17 protein-coding genes and 1 pseudogene are annotated in these 17,763 nt (G+C 69.4%); 7 read left to right on the top strand and 11 right to left on the bottom strand.

Going from position 1 to position 17,763, the window contains the following annotated elements:
• Positions 1-524: 524 nt before the first annotated feature.
• Genes ABWI04_RS02970 through ABWI04_RS02930 form a run of 9 tightly spaced genes read right to left on the bottom strand, consistent with a single transcriptional unit; the run spans position 525 to position 7,636 of the window.
• The gene (locus ABWI04_RS02970; protein ID WP_353831315.1) at positions 525-1,712 is read right to left on the bottom strand and encodes an NAD(P)/FAD-dependent oxidoreductase; all 1,188 of its coding nucleotides are present in this window, start codon (positions 1,710-1,712) and stop codon (positions 525-527) included.
• Positions 1,709-2,680 (bottom strand): LLM class F420-dependent oxidoreductase, encoded by a 972-nt coding sequence (locus ABWI04_RS02965; protein WP_353831314.1) that lies wholly within the window; start codon positions 2,678-2,680, stop codon positions 1,709-1,711. Before ABWI04_RS02965 ends, ABWI04_RS02970 begins: the two co-directional genes overlap by 4 nt.
• Entirely contained in the window at positions 2,677-3,495 is an 819-nt protein-coding gene (gene hcaB / locus ABWI04_RS02960; protein ID WP_353831313.1) for a 3-(cis-5,6-dihydroxycyclohexa-1,3-dien-1-yl)propanoate dehydrogenase, read from the bottom strand. The genes ABWI04_RS02965 and hcaB overlap by 4 nt, the downstream gene beginning before the upstream one ends.
• 13 nt (positions 3,496-3,508) lie before the next feature.
• On the bottom strand, positions 3,509-4,015 hold the full coding sequence (locus tag ABWI04_RS02955) for a 3-phenylpropionate/cinnamic acid dioxygenase subunit beta (protein ID WP_353831312.1): 507 nt from the start codon (positions 4,013-4,015) through the stop codon (positions 3,509-3,511).
• Positions 4,012-5,310, bottom strand: a complete 1,299-nt coding sequence (locus tag ABWI04_RS02950) for an aromatic ring-hydroxylating oxygenase subunit alpha (protein WP_353831311.1) — start codon at positions 5,308-5,310, stop codon at positions 4,012-4,014. Before ABWI04_RS02950 ends, ABWI04_RS02955 begins: the two co-directional genes overlap by 4 nt.
• Positions 5,307-5,654 (bottom strand): non-heme iron oxygenase ferredoxin subunit, encoded by a 348-nt coding sequence (locus ABWI04_RS02945; RefSeq protein ID WP_345172367.1) that lies wholly within the window; start codon positions 5,652-5,654, stop codon positions 5,307-5,309. Before ABWI04_RS02945 ends, ABWI04_RS02950 begins: the two co-directional genes overlap by 4 nt.
• Positions 5,644-6,486, bottom strand: coding sequence for a DODA-type extradiol aromatic ring-opening family dioxygenase (locus tag ABWI04_RS02940; RefSeq protein ID WP_353831310.1), 843 nt, complete (start codon positions 6,484-6,486; stop codon positions 5,644-5,646). The genes ABWI04_RS02945 and ABWI04_RS02940 overlap by 11 nt, the downstream gene beginning before the upstream one ends.
• Before the next feature lie 2 nt (positions 6,487-6,488).
• A complete protein-coding gene (locus tag ABWI04_RS02935) occupies positions 6,489-6,800 on the bottom strand; it encodes a hypothetical protein (RefSeq protein WP_345172363.1) in 312 nt (103 codons plus the stop codon).
• On the bottom strand, positions 6,797-7,636 hold the full coding sequence (locus tag ABWI04_RS02930; RefSeq protein ID WP_353831309.1) for an alpha/beta fold hydrolase: 840 nt from the start codon (positions 7,634-7,636) through the stop codon (positions 6,797-6,799). The genes ABWI04_RS02935 and ABWI04_RS02930 overlap by 4 nt, the downstream gene beginning before the upstream one ends.
• Before the next feature lie 118 nt (positions 7,637-7,754).
• Between ABWI04_RS02930 and ABWI04_RS02925 the strand changes: the two genes are divergently transcribed.
• From ABWI04_RS02925 to ABWI04_RS02905, 5 genes are all read left to right on the top strand, one after another.
• Complete coding sequence (locus tag ABWI04_RS02925) at positions 7,755-8,405, top strand: TetR/AcrR family transcriptional regulator (protein WP_345172359.1); 651 nt, start codon at positions 7,755-7,757, stop codon at positions 8,403-8,405.
• A 106-nt stretch (positions 8,406-8,511) separates the two neighbouring features.
• Positions 8,512-10,113, top strand: a complete 1,602-nt coding sequence (locus ABWI04_RS02920) for a class I adenylate-forming enzyme family protein (RefSeq protein WP_353831308.1) — start codon at positions 8,512-8,514, stop codon at positions 10,111-10,113.
• Between the two features lie 959 nt (positions 10,114-11,072).
• Entirely contained in the window at positions 11,073-11,198 is a 126-nt protein-coding gene (locus tag ABWI04_RS02915; RefSeq protein WP_345172356.1) for a zinc-ribbon domain-containing protein, read from the top strand.
• A gap of 275 nt (positions 11,199-11,473) precedes the next feature.
• Positions 11,474-12,454: an AraC-like ligand-binding domain-containing protein gene (locus ABWI04_RS02910; protein WP_353831307.1), complete on the top strand. Its 981-nt coding sequence runs from the start codon at positions 11,474-11,476 to the stop codon at positions 12,452-12,454.
• A 427-nt stretch (positions 12,455-12,881) separates the two neighbouring features.
• Positions 12,882-14,429, top strand: coding sequence for a M4 family metallopeptidase (locus ABWI04_RS02905; RefSeq protein ID WP_353831306.1), 1,548 nt, complete (start codon positions 12,882-12,884; stop codon positions 14,427-14,429).
• Between the two features lie 388 nt (positions 14,430-14,817).
• Here the strand turns inward: ABWI04_RS02905 and ABWI04_RS02900 are convergent.
• Positions 14,818-15,210, bottom strand: a pseudogene (locus tag ABWI04_RS02900) (DUF6461 domain-containing protein); the annotation flags it as partial.
• Between the two features lie 220 nt (positions 15,211-15,430).
• On the opposite strand from ABWI04_RS02900, the gene ABWI04_RS02895 reads away from it, so the two are divergent.
• Positions 15,431-16,747: an MFS transporter gene (locus ABWI04_RS02895; protein WP_353831305.1), complete on the top strand. Its 1,317-nt coding sequence runs from the start codon at positions 15,431-15,433 to the stop codon at positions 16,745-16,747.
• 297 nt (positions 16,748-17,044) lie between these two features.
• Here ABWI04_RS02895 and ABWI04_RS02890 read toward each other — a convergent pair whose 3' ends face one another.
• Positions 17,045-17,188, bottom strand: a complete 144-nt coding sequence (locus tag ABWI04_RS02890; RefSeq protein WP_353831304.1) for a hypothetical protein — start codon at positions 17,186-17,188, stop codon at positions 17,045-17,047.
• Between the two features lie 152 nt (positions 17,189-17,340).
• Here ABWI04_RS02890 and ABWI04_RS02885 point away from each other — a divergent pair, with 152 nt between their 5' ends.
• Positions 17,341-17,754: a hypothetical protein gene (locus ABWI04_RS02885; protein WP_345172346.1), complete on the top strand. Its 414-nt coding sequence runs from the start codon at positions 17,341-17,343 to the stop codon at positions 17,752-17,754.
• The last annotated feature ends 9 nt before the right edge of the window (positions 17,755-17,763 follow it).

Here is a 17,763-nt window from a genome sequence, read left to right as displayed (position 1 = left end):
CTGACCGACAGCCTCACCGGCCTTCGCCGCCACAGCGCCCACCTGGCCCGGCTCCCCGTGTCCGACCTGTGCGACCAACTCCTGGAGCGCATGGAGCTCAGCGGCGAGGACGACGTCGCTCTCCTCGCCCTCCGCGTCCCAGCATGAAGGCACGAAGGTGGCTCGGGCGTGCGCATGCGCTGACAGGAGCTCGCTGATCTGGCCGTGGTCACCCGCCTGTCTGTAGGGGTGTCGAACCGCCGGGATCCCCTTGCCGAGGGCGTCTTCACGGTGGACATGACAGGAGGCGCGCCACATCACAGACTCCATCGACACGCGCTGACAAGCACCTACACCATCGAAGCCAGAGGCTTCGAACCCGATCTTGCTCGCCGTAGGACCCTCCTGGACGGGAGGAGGCATGGGAGCCGATCGGGGAGCCACCGTGGTCGGCCCCCGGACCCGGCACGACTCCCCTGACGTTTCCGCAGGTGAGTGGCTCCCCGATCGACTGCCCTCGGCCTTGATCGACTGGTCTTCTGTGATTACAAGGCGGTTTCGTTCAGCCGGACGTCCGGGTCGGCGGCCCGGTCGGCGGACAGGGGGACTCGGCTGGCGATGAGGCGCCGCGCGTCCCTCGCGGTACGCGGGTCGTCGATGGAGAGCGCGGCACGCAGCCGCGGCCCCTGGAACCACAGGGCCGCCCAAGGGCCCCGACCGGCGGGGTTCCCACGCAGGACGAACGTGTCCGCCGGACGGTGATGGCCCACATACTGGATCCGGTGCCCAAGCTGCTCCGACCAGAAGTAGGGCACCGGGTCGTAGGGCTCACCGAGACCGAGGAGATTTCGGGCGGCGGTCCGGCCGGATGCTGCGGCGTGGTCCCAGTGCTCGACGCGGAGCCGGTCACCGAACAAGCTGGAGGGCCAGCGGACGGCGTCCCCCGCGGCGAAGACGGAGCCCGGGCCGGCACGCAGTGTCGCGTCGGCTTCGACGGCGCCGTCAGGAGCCAACGGAACACCGCTGCCGTGGAGCCAGCCGGTGGCCGGGCGTGCGCCGATACCCATGACGACGAGATCGGCGTCGACGCGCCCGCCGTCCGCCAGACGCACGCCGCGTTCGTCCGCCCCGTCAACCGGGGTGTCCAAGCGCAGGTCGATCCCCCGGTCGGCGTACCAGGGGACGAAGTGTTCCGCGAGTGGGGCGGGCATCGCCCGCGCGAGCGGGGCGGACGCGGCGTCGATCACGGTGACCTTGAGGTTCAGCGCGGCGGCGCGGGTGGCGACCTCGTTGCCGATCCAGCCCGCGCCGACGACCGCGACCGAGGAGGCGGTGCGCAGAGCTTCGCGAAGACGCAGCGCGTCGAGGGCGGTGCGCAATTCGTGGACGTGGGGTGACGGATCGGCGAGCCTGATGGGGGAACTGCCCGTCGCGATGATGAGCCCGTCGTAGGGGTCGGTGCCGGTCGTGCTTTCGACGGCGTCAGGGAAGAGCCGAAGGGCACGGGAGCCGGTGCGCACCTCGATGTCGTGTGCTGTGGGCAGCGTGGTGTCGTCGACCGTCCCAGCGAGCAGTTCCTTCGACAGCGGTGGCCGGTCGTAGGGCGGGCACGGCTCGTCGGTGAGCAGGATCAGCTCACCGTCGTAGCCTTCGGCTCGAAGAGTGGTCGCGGCGGTGTGCCCGGCGAGGCCGCCGCCCACGATCACGATCCGGCGGGGGACGTGCCGGTTCACGGTCCGGTCCAGGCGGCCAGAGTGCGCAGGGTGTGCTCGCCTGCCGGGTCCTCATCGGTGCAGCACGGCAGGACGGCGATCTCGTCGACGGCGTAGGACGCGAGCCGTGCCGCGACCTCCTCCGGCCCGCCGAGCGCCGCCACCGCGTGGACCAATTCGTCCGGGACGGCGGCGAGCAACTCGGACGGATGGGGGCGGCTGCGCGCCAAGGCGACCACGTCGCCGAAGCCGGCCTCCTCGAACATCTGCGCGTATCCGGGCGCGGCGAGATAGCCGACGACGGCCCGGCGGACCTGCTCACGTGCCTGCGCGCCACCGTCCACGGCCACCGGCACCCACGCCGCCACCGGTGGTGCGCTGGTGCCGGCCGCATCGGACTCGGATCGGAGCCGCGCCGCGAGCCGTCCCGCCGAGTCCGCCGTGACCAGGCTGACCACCATGCGGTCGGCGTGCCGGGCGGCCGCGCGGACCGCCGCCGCCCCGAACGCCGCGATCGTGATGGGACTGCGGGGTGCCGGCAGCCGAAGCCGGTAGTCCTGGACGCGAACGGTTCTGCCTTCGAAGCCGGCCCGCTCTCCGGCGAGCAGGTGCCGCAGGACCTCGGCGGACTCGGCGAGCGCGGTGGGAGGATCCCGCCGTTCGCGGCCGTGCCAGCGCTCCACGACGTGCGGGCTGGAGGTGCCGATCGCGACGCCGGCGACGCGACCGGTCAGATCGGCGAGTGACGCCACCGCCATCGCGATCATCATCGGGTCGCGGACGGCGACCGGCAGCGGCCCGGGCGTCAGCATGATCGAGGACGTCCGGGCGGCCACCGCGACCGCGAGGGCGAACGCGTCGTACGTGGCCATCTCGCCGATCCACAGTTCCGGAAAGCGGAGCTCGTCGGCGAGGGCGGCCGTTTCCAGGGCTTCGCGTGCGGGCCTGTCCTGCCACAGCCCGAGCGATACCGTCAGCTTCGGGTTCATCGGGCGCCTTTCGGTCGACGTGCCGCACCGCGGACTTCGAGCCCGCCGTCGCTCGGCAGGATGGCTCCCGTCATGAAGCGGGAGTCACGCGGGTCGGCGAGAAGGACGTACAGGCCGGCGTGGTCGGCGGGGTCGCTGACGAAGCCGAGCGGGATGTGCCGGTCGAGCCCGTCCAGTTCCGCGTCCAGGCGCCGGTCGGCGGTGCCGAGGGCGGCCAGCCCGCCGAGTGCCGTCAGCGTCGCACCTGGGGCGACGCCGTTCACCCGGACGTCCGGGGCCAGTTCGTGGGCGAGCTGCCGGACCAGCCCGACCACCGCGTGCTTGGACGCGACGTACAGTGCCCCACCGCCGCCCGCGTACAAGCCGCTGGAGGAGACCGTGAAGATGAGGCATCCGCCGCTGTCGCGCAGTGCCGGAAGTGCCGCACTTGCGCCGAGCATGTAGCCGAGAACGTTCGTCTCGAACAGCTCGGCGAAACCCGCCGCGACGCGGTCCTCGCCGAGGTCCTCGAAGCGGGTCGAGTAGTCGTACACGCCCGCGTTGGCGACGTAGGCGTCCAGGCGGCCGTGGACGTCGAGTGTTCGGGTCACCGACGCCCCGTGGGCTTCGGGCTCCCTGACGTCTCCGATCTCGACCGTGACCCGGTCACCGTGATCGCGGGCGAGCGCCGCGGCCCGCCCGGGGTCGCGTTCGAGAACGCCCACACGCGCTCCCTCGGCGACGTAGCGGTCGACGATGGCCCGGCCGATGCCGCTTCCGCCGCCGGTCACCAGCGCGACCAGGCCGTCGAGCCGTCCTGTACCTGTTGCCGTCATGTCGTGCCGGTTCCTAGAAGAAGGTGTTGATGTTCTTGGCGGGGAGAACCGCGTGCCGCAGGAGGACGAGCCGGCGGGCGATCCGCAGCTCGCCCGAGACCCGGCGCAGGACGTCCTCGCGCCGCCCGTACAGGGTCGCGGCGTCGATGTCGCCCTGGCCCCGGTAGTTGACGATCACCGAGCGGACGAGCAGCTCGCCGGGCGTCTCCGCCGGCTCCACCTCGATGTTGGACACGACGTGGAGGTGCCGGGTCGCCGGGTCCTCCGCCCACGCGGTGGGCGCGGTGAAGCGGACGACACGACGGCGCAGGTCCTCGAGGGTGTCGTCGAAGTAGGCCATACGGGACGGCGCGTAGGGGCCGTCCGGATCGGACCGGCCGCGGTTCTCCACGCCGGGGACCCAGTAGTGCGCGTCCCCGGTGAAGAGCCCGAGCCATTCGGTGTACCGCTCTTCGTCGAGCAACCGCGCCTCGTAGGCGAGGAAGGTCTGGACCTCCCAGTACGTCTCCATCGCGGTCATGACGCCGCCTCCTCCCATGTGCGGGCGCGAAGGAGTTGCGACCAGCGCCGGTAGAACGCCCGCTGGTTGGCGTCGTTGATCTGGCCGCGGTGCACGTTGCCGGGCAGTTCGGGGTGCTCGATCGCCGTACCGGACCCGAGGCCGTAGTAGAGCCGCTGCTTCCGCGTCACCACGCCCGCGTTGGACCGGGTGGCCAGCTCCCAGTTCTCGCCGTCGTCCATCTCGAAGACGCCGGAGGGAGAGAAGGTCATCATCGCTCCCTTGCGCCAGGCGTCCTTCACATCCTGGGGGGCGTTCCGGTTCACCAGGACCCAGGTGTGCAGCTCGGTGCGGTGCGGCCCCTTCGGCTGCCATGTCCGGAAGGTGTTCTGGCCGGGCAGGAACGAGAAGTTCGGGAAGACGTTCACCGAGCTGATCGAGCCGACCATCCGCGCCCGCAGGTCGCCGAGCCGCTCGGCGACGCGCTTCTCATGGTCGCGCAGGTAGGCCACGACCCGTGGGTCACCGAGGGTGGCGGCGTTCCCGACGCCGTCCAGGTTGAACTCCCAGCAGTGGCCGTTCGCGTTGACGTGGTAGCTCTCGGCGTCCTCCGCGCCCAGGTCGGGGACGCCGCGGCCGAGCATGGCCTCCGCGCCGGACGCGTGCGTCCAGCCGGCGTGCAGCGCGTCACCGGCGAAGTTCTCCGCCGCGATCTTCCAGTTGCAGCCGAGGACGGACTTGATCGAGCCGCCCGCGAACTCCGTGCCGCCCTCGTCGTTGTCGAGGATCACGTCGAGATAGAAGGCGAAGTCGCCGAGGTAGTCCGACAGCGGCGGCGCGCCGGGGTCGAACGTGGCGAACACCAATCCCTTGTAGGTGTCGAGTTGAGCCACGGGGGTGAGCCCGAGCCGGGAGCGGTCGAAGCCCGGTTCCCGGCCGAAGGCCGCGGACTCGTGCACGCCGGTGAGCCCTCCGTCGAGGCCGAACGACCAGCCGTGGTAGTTGCACACGAACCCGCGGGCCGTCCCCACTTCGGCGGTGCACACGCGATTGCCCCTGTGGGGACAGCTGTTGAGGTAGGCGCCGATGGAGCCGTCCCGCCGCCGGACGACGAGCACGTTGTCCTCGCCCATCCAGGTGGTGAGGAACGCCCCGGGCTTCGGCAGCTGGGACTCGTGGGCGACGAACAGCCAGCACCGGGCGAAGATCCGCTCCAGCTCCAGTTCGTAGACGTCCCGGTCCCAGAAGACGCGGCGATCGAGCCAGCCGTCGTCCAGCCCGGACAGTGCGAGCAGTTCGTCGTTCATGCCGCTCATGCCGACCTCCGCGCGAGGAACGCGACGACCATGCCGTCCTCGACGACCGCCCTGTACACGGTGAGGGGTCTGGACGCGGGGAAGCACAGGGCCTCGCCCGTCGCCAGGTCGAACTCCGCCCAGTGCACCGGGCAGACGACCCGGCCTCCCTCCAGATCGCCTTCGCTCAGCGACGCCTCGGCATGGGTGCAGGTGTCGTCGGTGACATGGATCGTCCCGTTCACATTCGAGACCAGCAGCGGCCCGGCGTCGCCGGTGACGACGCGCAGCATCCGCCCAGGAGGCACATCGTCTGCCGCGCACAGGACCGTACGGCCTCCGGTGCTCTTGAGGTCAGCGGACATCGGCGGCCTCCAGCGGGACCAGCTCGGCGAAGCCCAGGCCGGTGATCCACTCCGGGACGGCCTCGTAGGCGATGACGTCCCCCCGGCAGGGCCCCACGGCCGACATCGCCGCGACGAACGTGCGCACTTCGAGTGCGCCGTTGCCCGCTTCCGCAAGCATCTCGGCGTCATCCAGGCCGGCCAGTGCGGCGGTGTCGCCGGCGGCGACGCGGTCGAGCACCATCCGGTCGAAACCGGAGTCGATCCGGCCCATCTCGGCGGTTCCGACCCAGTGGCTGATACCGCCGCTGCCGATGACGGCGACGCGCTCGTCCTCTCCGGCGGCCTCGACGGCCTCCCGGATCGCCTCTCCGGCGCGGACGGCGCGGGCTAGCGGCAGCAGTGGCTCGACGCCGCAGGCGAGATAGACGGGGATCACCGGCAGCCCGAGTGGCTCGGCGACCAGATGGTAGGGGATGACCACGGAGTGGTCCGCGGTGAACGTCGGTGCGACCGCCCAGTCGACGCCGTGCCGGTGCCCGTGCCCGGCGATGTGCCGGGCCAGCGGCGCGTTGTCCGGCAGCGGGCCGCGTGCCAGGCCGGGCAGCCGCTCGACCGGACCGTCCAGGTCTCCGGTCGCGATGAGCAACTGGGGCAGGCAGCCGGGGCCGAACAGGATGTAGTGGTCGGTGCCGATGATCACCAATGTGGTCGGGTCCAGCGCGGCGAGCCGCCGGGAGATCTCCCGGTACGCCTCGTGCACGCGCTCGCGCACCGGCGCGTCCGGCGCGTCCGGATGCGTGAACATCATCGGGTCGTGGGGCAGCAGGAAGCCGCCGACGATGCTGCCCATGGTCAGTCTCCCTCTGAATCGCCGGACGCGGGGACGGGTCGCCGAGCGGGTGTTTCGGCGCGCAGCCTGGCCAGATAGCCAGGTGCACCGCGCTCCCCCTCGGGCGCCAGCATCAGCCAGAACCCCCACACGAGCATCGGGTTGGCGGCCAGCGAGGCGAGGCCGCGAACGTCCCGGTCGGTCAGCATCGCCGCCTCCTCCCCGGTCAGCCGGTAACGATCGGCGAAACGGGCGGGAGATTCCTTGAAGGTCTCCCGGGCGCGCCGGTCGACGTTGAGGTCGTAGAGCGCCTTCTCGACGCCGTGCAGGCTCATGCCCGCCTCCCGGCGAAGTCGCGGACGAGGGCGGTGAACGCGGCGGGCCGTTCGAGTTGCACCCAGTGGCCACATTGCCCGAACACGTGAAGCTCGGAGTCCGGGATCGAGCGGGCCAGGCGCCAGCCGAGCTCCACGGGGATGACCTCGTCCTCGCGCCCGTGGACGATGAGCGCGGGCTTGGCGATCGTGCGGAGCCTGTCCTCGGGGACGCCTCTGACCGGCGTGTCCCCGGGGCCGGGTTCCGGAATCAGCTTCCGGAAGGCCGCCTGGGCGCCCGGGGCGGCGCTGGCCTCGTACCTCGCCCGCACCATCTCCTCGGTGACGAGGCTCTTGTCATACGGGAAGAGCCGCAGGATGCGCCGCATCTCGTCCGGATCGGGTTCGTAGTGCCAGCCCGCCCGGAGCCCCTCGGTCATCGTGAACGTCCCGGCGGGCGTGCCGAGCAGTACGAGGCCGTCCACGCGGGACGGGTCCCGCAGCGTTGCGGCCAGCGCCAGGCCGCCGCCGAAGCTGTTCCCCACCAGCACGGCGGACGGGATGTCCAGGGCGTCGAGAAACGCGAAGAGCTGCCGCGTCCAGAGCTTGATCCCGTACTCGGTCCCCTCCTGGAACAGGGTCCTGCCGAATCCGGCGATGTCGGGCGCCAGCACCCGGTGCCCGGCAGCGAGTGCGGGCAGCACTCCGGACCAGTTCGACCAGGCCGAGACGCCTGGGCCGGATCCGTGGAGCAGCACGATGGGCCGCCCGCTCCCGGCCTCGTGGTACGCGGTCTCGTGGCCGGCCGCGAGGACCCGGCGCACCTGGGCGCCCTGGTCGAAGAGTCGGTCTCCCACCACGACACCTCCCATTCATTCGATCGGTCAATCGATTTATTTTGGGGACTGTAGCAGCCGGACCACCGGGCCGCAAAGCGATCGATCGGCCGATCGATCATTCGGCTAGCATCGGAGCGTGATTCCAGAGGACACCGCACGACGAGACGAGGCCACGACGCGCAGGCGTCCGGGGCGCAAGCCCGGCAGCCGGAACGACGACTGGGAGGACAAGCGGCGCCGGATCCTGGACGTCGCCGCCGACGTCTTCTTCGTCCGCGGCTACGACCGGGGCACCACGAAGGAGATCGCCGAGCGCGCGGGGATGAGCCAGCCGACGATCTACCACTACGTCGGCTCCAAGGAAGTCCTCATGTCGGAGATCGCCCGCCAGGTCGACCGCGACTTCACGAGAGCGCTGGACGACGCCCTCGCCGCTCCCGCCGACCCGGCGACGCAACTGCGTCGCGTCATCGACGCCTTCGTCCGCTCCCTCGCCCTCAACCAGCGAACGTTCGCCGTGTACTGGAAGGAGTTCCGCTCGCTGCCGGCGGACGTCGGCCGTGAGGTCAGCGGCCACGAGCGGGACTTCGTCGTCCGGGTCGAGGAGGTCGTCTCCCGCGCGCAGGAGCAGGGCGTCCTGCCGGCCGGGCACCCGACCCGCATCGTCAGCGAGGGGATCCTCGGAATGATGAGCTGGATGCACTGGTGGTACAAGCCGGACGAGTTCAACGCCGGACAGGTCTCCGCCGCGTTCTGCGACCTGATCGGCCTGCCGCCCGAGGACTGAGCGGCGGCTCCTCCTCTCATCCACGCCCGGCCGGTCCGAGCTGGGCTATTGACGTTCTATCGATAGACCGATAGAAAAAACGCACTCTGGTGAGAGGAGTGCAGCCATGCCTGCCTTGGATGGATCCGTCCCCTCGAGCACGTGCGGGCGCCGGCCGGCGACGATGGTCGCGGCGCTGCGCGAAGCGGTCGCCCTGGCCCCCGCCCGCGTGGCCGTGATGTGCGGCGCCGAGACGCTGACCTACGCCGAGTACGGCAGGGCGGTCGATGGTCTGGCCGCGCGTCTCGCCGAGGCGGGTGCGCGGGGTGCGACGATCGCGATCGCCATGCCCAACAGCCCTCGCATGGCGGTGGCGATCTTCGCGGTGTGGACGGCGGGCGGGAGCATCGCCTGCCTCAACCCCGGCTACACCCCGGCGGAGCTGGTCCCGCTGCTGAAGGGGGCCTCACCCGCGTTCGTCCTCACCGACGCGGAGACGGCCGCACCCGGTCCGCTCGCGTCCGCCGCCGAACTGGGCCTGGACGTCCTGCCGGTCACCGACGCCGATCTCCGGCCGGCCAGACCCGCGGACTCGGCGGCCCCGGTGGAGGGCCCGGCCCCCGACGACCTGGCCGCTCTTCTGTTCACCGGCGGCACAACCGGTCTGCCGAAGGGCGTTGAGTACACCCACGAAACGCTGCTGACGACGGTCGAGGGCGCCGAGCTGTGCTGGCCGACGCGCCCGGACGAGGAGATCTGGCTCAACGTGGCGCCGATGTTCCACATCTGGGGCCTGGCGATCGGTTTCCTGCACGCCGTCTACCGCCGCGGCGGGCTCGTGATGGTGCCGCGCTTCGTCCCCGCGGCGGTCGTCGCGGAACTGGAGCGGCATCGCGCGACGGTCTTCAGCGGCGGACCGGCGGCCATCTACGGCGGCGTCCTCGCGGCCCCCGAACTCGCCCGCGCCGATCTGGCGGCGCTGCGCCTCTGCCAGGGCGGCGGCTCGGCCATCCCCGCCGACCTGCAGGAACGCTGGCAGGCGGTCACCGGGCTACCGATCTACGAGGCGTACGGGATGACGGAACTGGCACCGATCACCTACAACCCGGTCGGGCGACCACCGCGCCCAGGCTCGGTCGGGATTCCCTCCCCCCTCGTCGAGGTAGAGGTCGCCGACCTCCGAACCGGCACGCCCGTCGCCGCCGGGGAGGTGGGCGAGATCAGGGTCAGGGCGCCTCACATGCTGCGCCATTACCGCGGCCTGGACGGAGGGATCATCCCCGCGCACCGGGACGGCTGGTTCCACACCGGTGACGTCGGACGCTTCGACGATGACGGCTACCTGCGCATCGTCGACCGCGCGAAAGACATGATCATTGTGGGCGGTTTCAACGTCTACCCCCGCGAGATCGACGACACGCTGCTCGCCCATCCCACGGTGGTCGAGTCCGCGACCATCGGCGTACCGGACGAGCGCAAGGGCGAGCGGCCCGTCACGTTCGTGTCCGCCGCACCGGACACGCCACCCGACCTCCAGGAACTCGAACGCCACTGCGCCGAGCGTCTCACCGCGTACAAGCGGCCGTCCCGGATCCTCATCCTGCCCGAACTGCCGCGGACGCCCGCCAACAAGATCGACCGGATCGCCCTGCGCAAACACCCCGTGCTCACGTCCTCCGAGCCGGAGAACACACCGGAAGGCGCCGCCAAGGTCACCGAACCCGGTTGAGAAATCTCCACGGACGAACAAGCCAGCGCACGCCTCGGCTGGTCCGCCAGCGAGATCCCGCAGCGCGTCGGAACGTTCGGCCGGCCGGACACACTGGCGGAACTGATCATCTATGGCGGGCGGCCCTCTTCGACGACACGCCGCGTGTCAGGTAGTGGATGGCGTCGGCGGGGTTGTAGCGGTCTTTGCGGCCGTCGTGGTCGCTGTCGACGCCGTAGGCGGGCCATCGCCGACCTGCAACATCTGCTCGACCTGATCAACCCCGACCATGGGACGGACCCCAGGAATACCATCCGACGGGGAGCTTCTCGCGCTCATGGAGCAAACTCGACCACTACATCATGGGCGGGCCCCTGCCTCATCGCCATGACCTTTTACTCAGAGGACGGCCACCGCCAGCTCTCGATTTCGGCCGCCCTGAGCAGCAAGGGCAACTCCAGATCGGGCCAAGCCATGGGCAAGGCCATGGAGCACGTCTTCTGCCCATCCTCATAGCGGCGGCTTCGGCCCCCAGAGCCCCACGGCGAGGGCATCCGGTTTTCCAGCGGGTGCCCTCGCCGTCGCTTTGCCCAAGAACGCCTCGACCGGCGATCACACCGAACACCCTCTGCTCCTTGCGCCCCCTGACACGTCCTGGACCGCCTCCCCCAGGTCGCTCAGAAGCTTTGTTCGCTGCGCATCGAGGCGCGCGCCGCACCACCCTGGCACACCGGCCCGGCGGTGAACTGGTTCCAGCCCCCCGCCCTATCGGGCCATCAACGAGCCAGGCTTGCGCCCCCGCCGCAGAGCGATTCCATTGCCACTCTTCAGTATGCGTGCACGACTCTTACGGATGAGTGCACATTCTGCACTAATATGACCGAAGAAGCGCTTTCTCGTCGCCGACGACAGTCGCAGATGTGTACAGTTCGGATTGCTGGCGGTAAAGGCCGTCTGCGAATCATCAAAGGAGAGAAGCGATGCGCAAGATCGCGATGATCGTCCGCCGGGCGATGGGCGTCGACCAGTACCCGTGCCCCACCTGCGGCACTTACAACAGCGAGAACGCCAAGGTCTGCCAGAGCTGCGGCACCCGGATCGGCTGAGGTAGCGGCACACCGGGCCATCTCGTTTTACTTTTACCTTTAAGTCGGCTCCGGCGTTCGTTGCTTGCAACGAACGCCGGAGCTCATTTCTTGGTGTGCGGCTCTGCCGGCAAGCCAATCAGGGACAAGCATCTGCACACCGAGACCTGCCGGAGTTCTGACCAGCGGAACCTGGCACCCTCATCGCGACGAGGGGCTCCTCCTGAGGGGCAGGTCGCGAGTCCGTACGCAAAGGACCGCTCCTGGACGTGAATCGTCCAAGATTGAAAGCATCCATGCACACCGTGAGCACGAACGGGTTGGCGGCCGGCGAGCGGTTCGCCTTCTGGCATGAGGTCAGTTCCCGAACCTGGGTTCCCTACGAGCTCAGCTGCGACCCGGACCTGGAGACGAGTTTCCAAGCCCGTATGGATATCTGGGACTTGGGCTCTCTCCAGGTCGCGCTGATGACGACGACGCCCTACGTGATACGCCGGACGGCGAAGCTCATCCGCCAGGACGACCCCGGGCTGTGCAAACTCGGAATCGCCGTGGACGGTGCGGGGAACGCCACGCAGAACGGCCGGGAGACGGCTTTCGGCGTCGGCGACCTGGTTCTCTACGACACCTCGCGGCCGTATTCGGCGACACTCTCCACGGACTCCCCCGTCGCTCGTCTGCTGGTGCTGCGATTCTCGCGCGACCTGCTGCCGCTGCCGGCCCGGGACCTCGACCGCCTGACCGCCGTGCGGATTCCCGGCTCCCAGGGGGTCGGGGCCCTCACCTCGACCTTCCTCCTTCAACTCGCCCGGCACATCGGCGAGTACAGCCCCACTGACCTGGCAAGGTTGTCCACCCTCGCACTGGAGGCTCTGACCGCCGCCCTCGCCCACGAGTTGGAGGCCGGCGACGCGGTGCCGCTGCACACCCGCCGGCGGGCGCTCCTGGCCCAGATTCACACCTTCATCCAGCAGAACCTCAGCGATCCGGACCTGTCGCCGGCCTCGATCGCCGCCGCCCACCACATCTCCCTGCGCCACCTCCACAACCTGTTCAACGAGCAGGGCCGCACGGTCGCCGGTTGGATCCGCGAACGCCGTCTGGAACACTGCCGCCGCGACCTGGCCGAACCGCTGCTCGCCACCCGTCGGATCAGCGAGATCGCGGCGCGATGGGGGTTCTCCAGGCCGCAACACTTCACCCAGGCGTTCCGCGACGCCTACGGCTTGTCTCCGCGCCAATACAGGGAGGAGCAGTATTGGCGCGCACGTAAGTAGGGCCACCAGCCTTTGCAGAGGCCAGACTCGGCCTCCGAAAAGACGGCTTTGGCGGTCCACGCCCGCCATCCACGGTCTTCCCGGCCTGCGCAAGCTTCGTCGGGTGAGGGGCGAGGCCGCTGCGCGGATACTCGGGGCCAACCTCTGATCACCGGGGTTCGGTGCCGCCCGTAACTCCGGTGGGCCGGGCCGGATGATGTTCACCAGGGAATTTGCCTCGCATACAGTGCCTCAGTTCTTGGTTTGTGAAATTTCATGCTGCTTTGAATGTATTGACACGTTCAAGTCCGGCAAGGTGCACTTCGGGGCAGCTCATCCCGGATGAGCGACTCGTCCCCAATCCCCCCAGCGGCAAGGGCGTCTCAGGCCGCTCCCACGTGAGGCTTCGGACGCCCTGTGCCGTCGGGTCCGTGGAAGGAGCACCCCTGTGAGACACCAGACCGCGATCGGGGCGGCGGCGCTGGCGGCCGGCCTCGCCGTGGCGATGTCCGTCCCCGCCACAGGAGCGACCGCCCGCACCACCCCGGCCAAGCCGAACCCTCGCACGCTCGCGGCGGTCTCGGCCGACACCTTCGTGGCCGCCAAGCCTGCGGAGGTCAAGAAGGCCCCGAAGGACAAGATCTTCCGTACGAACGTCACCTCGGGCCTGCGCGGCCTCCAGTACGTGGAGTACCAGCGCACCTACGACGGCCTGCCCGTCTACGGCGGCGACATCGTCGTCACGACGAACGCCGACGGCGGTGTGTTGAGCACCTCGGTCAACCAGACCGCGACGCTCAACGTCGGCGTCAAGGCGTCGATCAAGGCGTCGCAGGCCGCCGCGGTGTCGCGTGCCAAGGTCGCGAAGGTCGACACGGTCTCCACCCCCCGCCTCACCGTGCTGGCGGAGGGCAAGGGACGCCTGGTCTACGAAACGGTCGTCACCGGTCGCCAGAAGAAGGGCGAGACGAAACTGCACGTGTTCGTCGACGCCAAGACCGGCAAGGTCGTCGGGACGTTCGACGACGTCCGCGACGCCGCCGATGACAGAAGCTTCTACCACGGCACCGTGGACCTGAGCACCGCGGCGACGTCCATGACCGACCCCTCGCGTCCCGGCCACCAGTGCGGCGGCCAGGGCGGCTCGGCCTACACCGGCACCGACAGCGCCTGGGGCAACGGCAGCGGGACGAACCTGGAGACCGGCTGCGTGGACGTGTTGTACGCGGTCCAGAAGGAATGGGACATGCTCAAGGCATGGCTCGGCCGCAACGGGACCAACGGCAACGGCCGCGGCTTCCCCTCGCGCGTGGGTCTGAACGACGTCAACGCCTACTGGAACGGCAGCTACACCAACTTCGGACACAACCAGTCGAACACCAAGCTGGCCACCTCCGTCGACGTCGTCGGCCACGAGAACGGGCACGCGATCTTCCAGACCACGCCCGGCGGTGCCAGCGGCGGCAGCGGCAACGAGAAGGGCGGCATGAACGAGTCGGCCGGCGACATCTTCGGCGCGCTGACCGAGCACTACATGAACGAGCCCGCCACCTACGACCCGCCGGACTACCTGGTCGGCGAGGAGGTCGACCTGGTCGGCCAGGGCCCGATCCGCAACATGTACAACCCGTCCGCGCTGGGCGACCCGAACTGCTACTCGTCCTCGATCCCCAGCACCGAGGTGCACGCGGCGGCCGGCCCGCAGAACCACTGGTTCTACCTGCTCGCCGAGGGCTCGAACCCGACCAACGGCAACCCGACCAGCCCCACCTGCAACAACTCCCGTGTCACGGGCATCGGCATCCAGAAGGCCGGCCAGATCTTCATGGGCGGCCTGAACCGCAAGGTGACGAGCTGGAGCCACGCCCGCGCCCGCGTCGCGACCCTCCAGGCGGCCAAGGAGCTGTTCCCCGGCTCGACCACCGAGTGCAACGCGGTGAAGGCCGCGTGGAGCGCCATCAACGTTCCCGCGCAGAGCGGCGAGCCGACCTGCTGATCCGTCCCGACACAGCACGTGGGACGTCACTGACGACCTCCCGGTACGCCCGGTGCGGGGGCCCGCACCGGGCGTACTCATCGTTCACCGTCATCGCGGTTGCCGCCCTTGAGCGCGTGACGTGCGAGCTGGCGATCACCGTAAGTGCGTCGGCCAAAAAGCGGTTCTGGATCAAATTTGTGAAGAGTCACTGTTCGTGAGGAATCAGTCGGTGTGGGCCGGTGAGGACGGTTGTGAAAGCCTCGCCGGTTTTGGTCACGGAGTTCGAGGATGGAGCTGTCCGCTGAAGACGGGCGTCTTGATCAAGTCTTCGGGCGGGAGTCCGATGCCGAGGTCTTCGGCGACCCGATAGAAGAGTCCGCGGAGCCCCAGGGGCCCGTAGTCGTTGCTATCCGGGTCGGCCTCCAGTGCGCGCAGTGTGGCATCGAAGCGGTGGGGGTCGCTCCCGGTGCGGTCTTCGGGACGGAGGCTGAGCAAGGGTGTTGATGCCGGTGACCAGGCGCCCGTCTTCGGCGTAGCGGAACTCGACCATGGGCTTTTCGTTGGCGTGCAGCACCACGGCTGTCGTGTCGGCCGAGACCCTGCGCACCAGTTCGTCGTCTTCGACGCACAACCAACTGCCGTGCTCCCACGCCCATGCCCACGACGCATACCGTCCGGCGGACACCACGTAGGCGTCGTCGTCGTAGAGGACGTCACCGAACTCATCGAGGAAGACGTCCTGGCCGCGCAGGGCCAAAGTGGCCGATTCGGCACCCATCCGGTCCAAAAGCTGCCTCGCGGTGAGGCCGCGTCACGAAGACGGCTACCCCAAGGAGTGGGCGAGGGCGTTCTGCGCGCGGACGATTGGGCGCTGTGAGGTCGGAGTCGCCCGACACATCCAGTGTCGCGATTCTCACCCTTCCCAGCCGACCTCTTGCTTTGCCGTGCGCTGGCAGGACGGTCCCTGCGGTGGCGTGCAGAGGCGCCACGGCAAGACCACACAAACGAAAGGACCGACAATGTCCGACATCTCGGGTGCAGGTGGAGCCGACTCCGCCAGGGAGGGCCCGCCGAGCAGCGCTCCTCAAGCGGCTCAGCAGGACCTCAGGCTGTTCCGCTCGATGCGGAACCATCGCAACTACCGGCTGCTCATGCCGAGTCAGGGCATCTCCAGCATCGGCGGTTGGATGCAGATGACCGCACAGGACTGGTTGGTGCTGGAACTGACGCACGGCAGCGGCACCGCGGTCGGCATCACGGCCGGTCTGCAACTGCTGCCGGCGCTGCTGTTCGGCCTGTACGGCAGTGTCCTGGCCGACCGGTACCCCAAGCGGCGCATTCTCATGATCAGCCAGGCGGTGATGGGCACGCTCGCGCTCGTGCTCGGCCTGCTCACCGTCACCGGCTCCGTCAGCGTGTGGAATGTGTACGCCCTGGCGTTCGGCCTCGGCCTGGCCGTGACAGTGGACAGCCCGGCCCGGATGGCGTTCACCTTCGAGGTCGTGGGGCCACGCGACGTGTCCAACGCCATCGGCCTGAACAACGCGCTGTTCAACACAACGATGATCCTCGGCCCGGCCGTCGCCGGCGTGCTGATCGCCGCCGTCGGCACCGGACCGGTCTTCCTCATCAACGCCGCGTCGTTCGCCGCCATGGAACTCGGGCTCTACCTCATGCGTGAGGACGAGCTGTACGTCAAGGCTCCGATGCCGCGGGCAAAAGGCCAGCTGCGCGAGGGCCTGCGCTACGTCCGGCAGCGCCGCGACCTGCTCATGCTGATGACCATCATGCTGCTGGTCTCCGCGTTCGGCATGAACTTCGCGGTGACCGATGCCCTGATGAGCCGAGAGGTCTTCCATACCGGAGCCTCGTCATTCGGCCTCGTCACGGCGATGGCGGCAGTCGGCGGGCTGGTCGGCTCACTGCTCACCGCCCGTCGGAAGCAGCCGAGTATGCGGGACATGCTGGCCGCGGCGGCGGTCTTCGGGATCCTGGTGACCGCGACCGGACTGATGCCGCACTACTGGGCCTTCGCTGCCATGCAGCTACCGACGGGCATGGCGTTGATGACCTTCACCACGACGGCCTACTCGCTCACGCATCTGGGCGCCCCGGAGGAGTTGCGCGGCAGGGTGATGGGCCTGTACCTGCTGGTGATCACCGGGAGCTCGCTTGTTGGCTATCCCCTGATCGGCTGGCTGGCCGAGACCTTCGGGCCACGTTCGACGCTGGTCGTCGCCGGCCTGGCTTCGCTGGCCTCAGTTGTGGGCACCGTCGCCTTCATGGCGCCGGTGGCCGCAAAACTGCTCGCACGCGGAACAGCACCGCGGACCTGAACACCCTTCGCCGGCACACAGCGCCGGCGCAACTAACACTCAACGAGTGCTCCATCGCGGGGCCCGGCACCAGCCGGGCCCCGCTTTGTATGGACAGCCTGCTCCCGACCGCCAGCCCGCGCATGCGGGGATGATTCGTTCAGCGCCTCTGAGAGATGAGCGCACCGCATCACAGACTCCATCGACACGCACCGACAAGCACCCGCACTCGATCAAGGTCGGAGGCTTGGACACCGTCCTTGTTCGCAGTAGGACACCCCTGGTTCGAAGCCAACCGGGGAGCCACCGCCATACGGCCTACGCCGACTTGCCCGAACGGAACACCGCGTCGGCCACCTCGGCGCCCCGAGTGATCACCGGCCTGAGCCGGTACCGGTAGGCCTCCCCGGTGACCGCCGGAGAGGAGTGCCCGCACAGGTCGGCGATCGCCTCGATGGGCACTCCGGGGCAGGCGGCGCTCCTGGAGCAGGCGGGATGGTCAAAGGTGAACCTAGTGCCACCCCGAGTCGGATAGCCGCGTTACTGTTCTTCGCTCTCGAAACGACGACGCTGATCCCGTGCCCCATGAGCTGGGCACGGAAGGAGATCACCCCATGGCCACCAGCGCGGCGCCCGTCGAGCAGTGCCTGACCGGCACCCCGTGGGCGATTCGGCTCGTCCGGGCAGCTAAGGAGCGGCCCGCGCTGGAGATGTACGAGGCAGAGACGCTGGTCGACGTCCTCGTGCGGTCATCGGTGGCGCCGGAGATGCTGCGGGGCGCCCGGCGCGCCGTCTCCTGCGGACGCCCGTGCGCCATCGCCTGGGGCCGGCTGCCGGCCGATTCGACACTCCCGGCAGTGCTGTTCACCGGCGGCCGATTGGCCGGCCGGAAGCAGCGCGCCGAAGTGATCGCGGTCGGCGGGTTCTGCTGGCTGGCCATCGTGTACGGGCGGTTCACCACCGTCGGCGTCGAGCACCGCGGCACCTTGTGCGGACGCCTGCGCATCCGGCGCGCCCGCCGGTCGTGACGGTCGCCG

Origin of the sequence: Actinomadura sp. NPDC000929, assembly GCF_040492065.1 — a bacterium.
In the GTDB taxonomy this organism is placed as follows: Bacteria; Actinomycetota; Actinomycetes; order Streptosporangiales; family Streptosporangiaceae; genus Spirillospora; species Spirillospora verrucosospora.
Note: the sequence above shows the minus strand (reverse complement) of the source record. Positions and strands in the feature narration are given on the sequence as shown.

Bases quoted from the DNA above. Each gene is read 5' to 3' on its own strand.
- ABWI04_RS02910 (WP_353831307.1), top strand. From the start codon at position 11,474: ATGCACACCGTGAGCACGAACGGGTTGGCGGCCGGCGAGCGGTTCGCC.
- ABWI04_RS02945 (WP_345172367.1), bottom strand. From the start codon at position 5,654: ATGTCCGCTGACCTCAAGAGCACCGGAGGCCGTACGGTCCTGTGCGCG.
- ABWI04_RS02935 (WP_345172363.1), bottom strand. From the start codon at position 6,800: ATGAGCCTGCACGGCGTCGAGAAGGCGCTCTACGACCTCAACGTCGAC.
- ABWI04_RS02950 (WP_353831311.1), bottom strand. From the start codon at position 5,310: ATGAGCGGCATGAACGACGAACTGCTCGCACTGTCCGGGCTGGACGAC.
- ABWI04_RS02920 (WP_353831308.1), top strand. From the start codon at position 8,512: ATGCCTGCCTTGGATGGATCCGTCCCCTCGAGCACGTGCGGGCGCCGG.
- ABWI04_RS02955 (WP_353831312.1), bottom strand. From the start codon at position 4,015: ATGACCGCGATGGAGACGTACTGGGAGGTCCAGACCTTCCTCGCCTAC.
- hcaB (WP_353831313.1), bottom strand. From the start codon at position 3,495: ATGACGGCAACAGGTACAGGACGGCTCGACGGCCTGGTCGCGCTGGTG.
- ABWI04_RS02885 (WP_345172346.1), top strand. From the start codon at position 17,341: ATGGCCACCAGCGCGGCGCCCGTCGAGCAGTGCCTGACCGGCACCCCG.
- ABWI04_RS02965 (WP_353831314.1), bottom strand. From the start codon at position 2,680: ATGAACCCGAAGCTGACGGTATCGCTCGGGCTGTGGCAGGACAGGCCC.
- ABWI04_RS02940 (WP_353831310.1), bottom strand. From the start codon at position 6,486: ATGGGCAGCATCGTCGGCGGCTTCCTGCTGCCCCACGACCCGATGATG.
- ABWI04_RS02895 (WP_353831305.1), top strand. From the start codon at position 15,431: ATGTCCGACATCTCGGGTGCAGGTGGAGCCGACTCCGCCAGGGAGGGC.
- ABWI04_RS02915 (WP_345172356.1), top strand. From the start codon at position 11,073: ATGCGCAAGATCGCGATGATCGTCCGCCGGGCGATGGGCGTCGACCAG.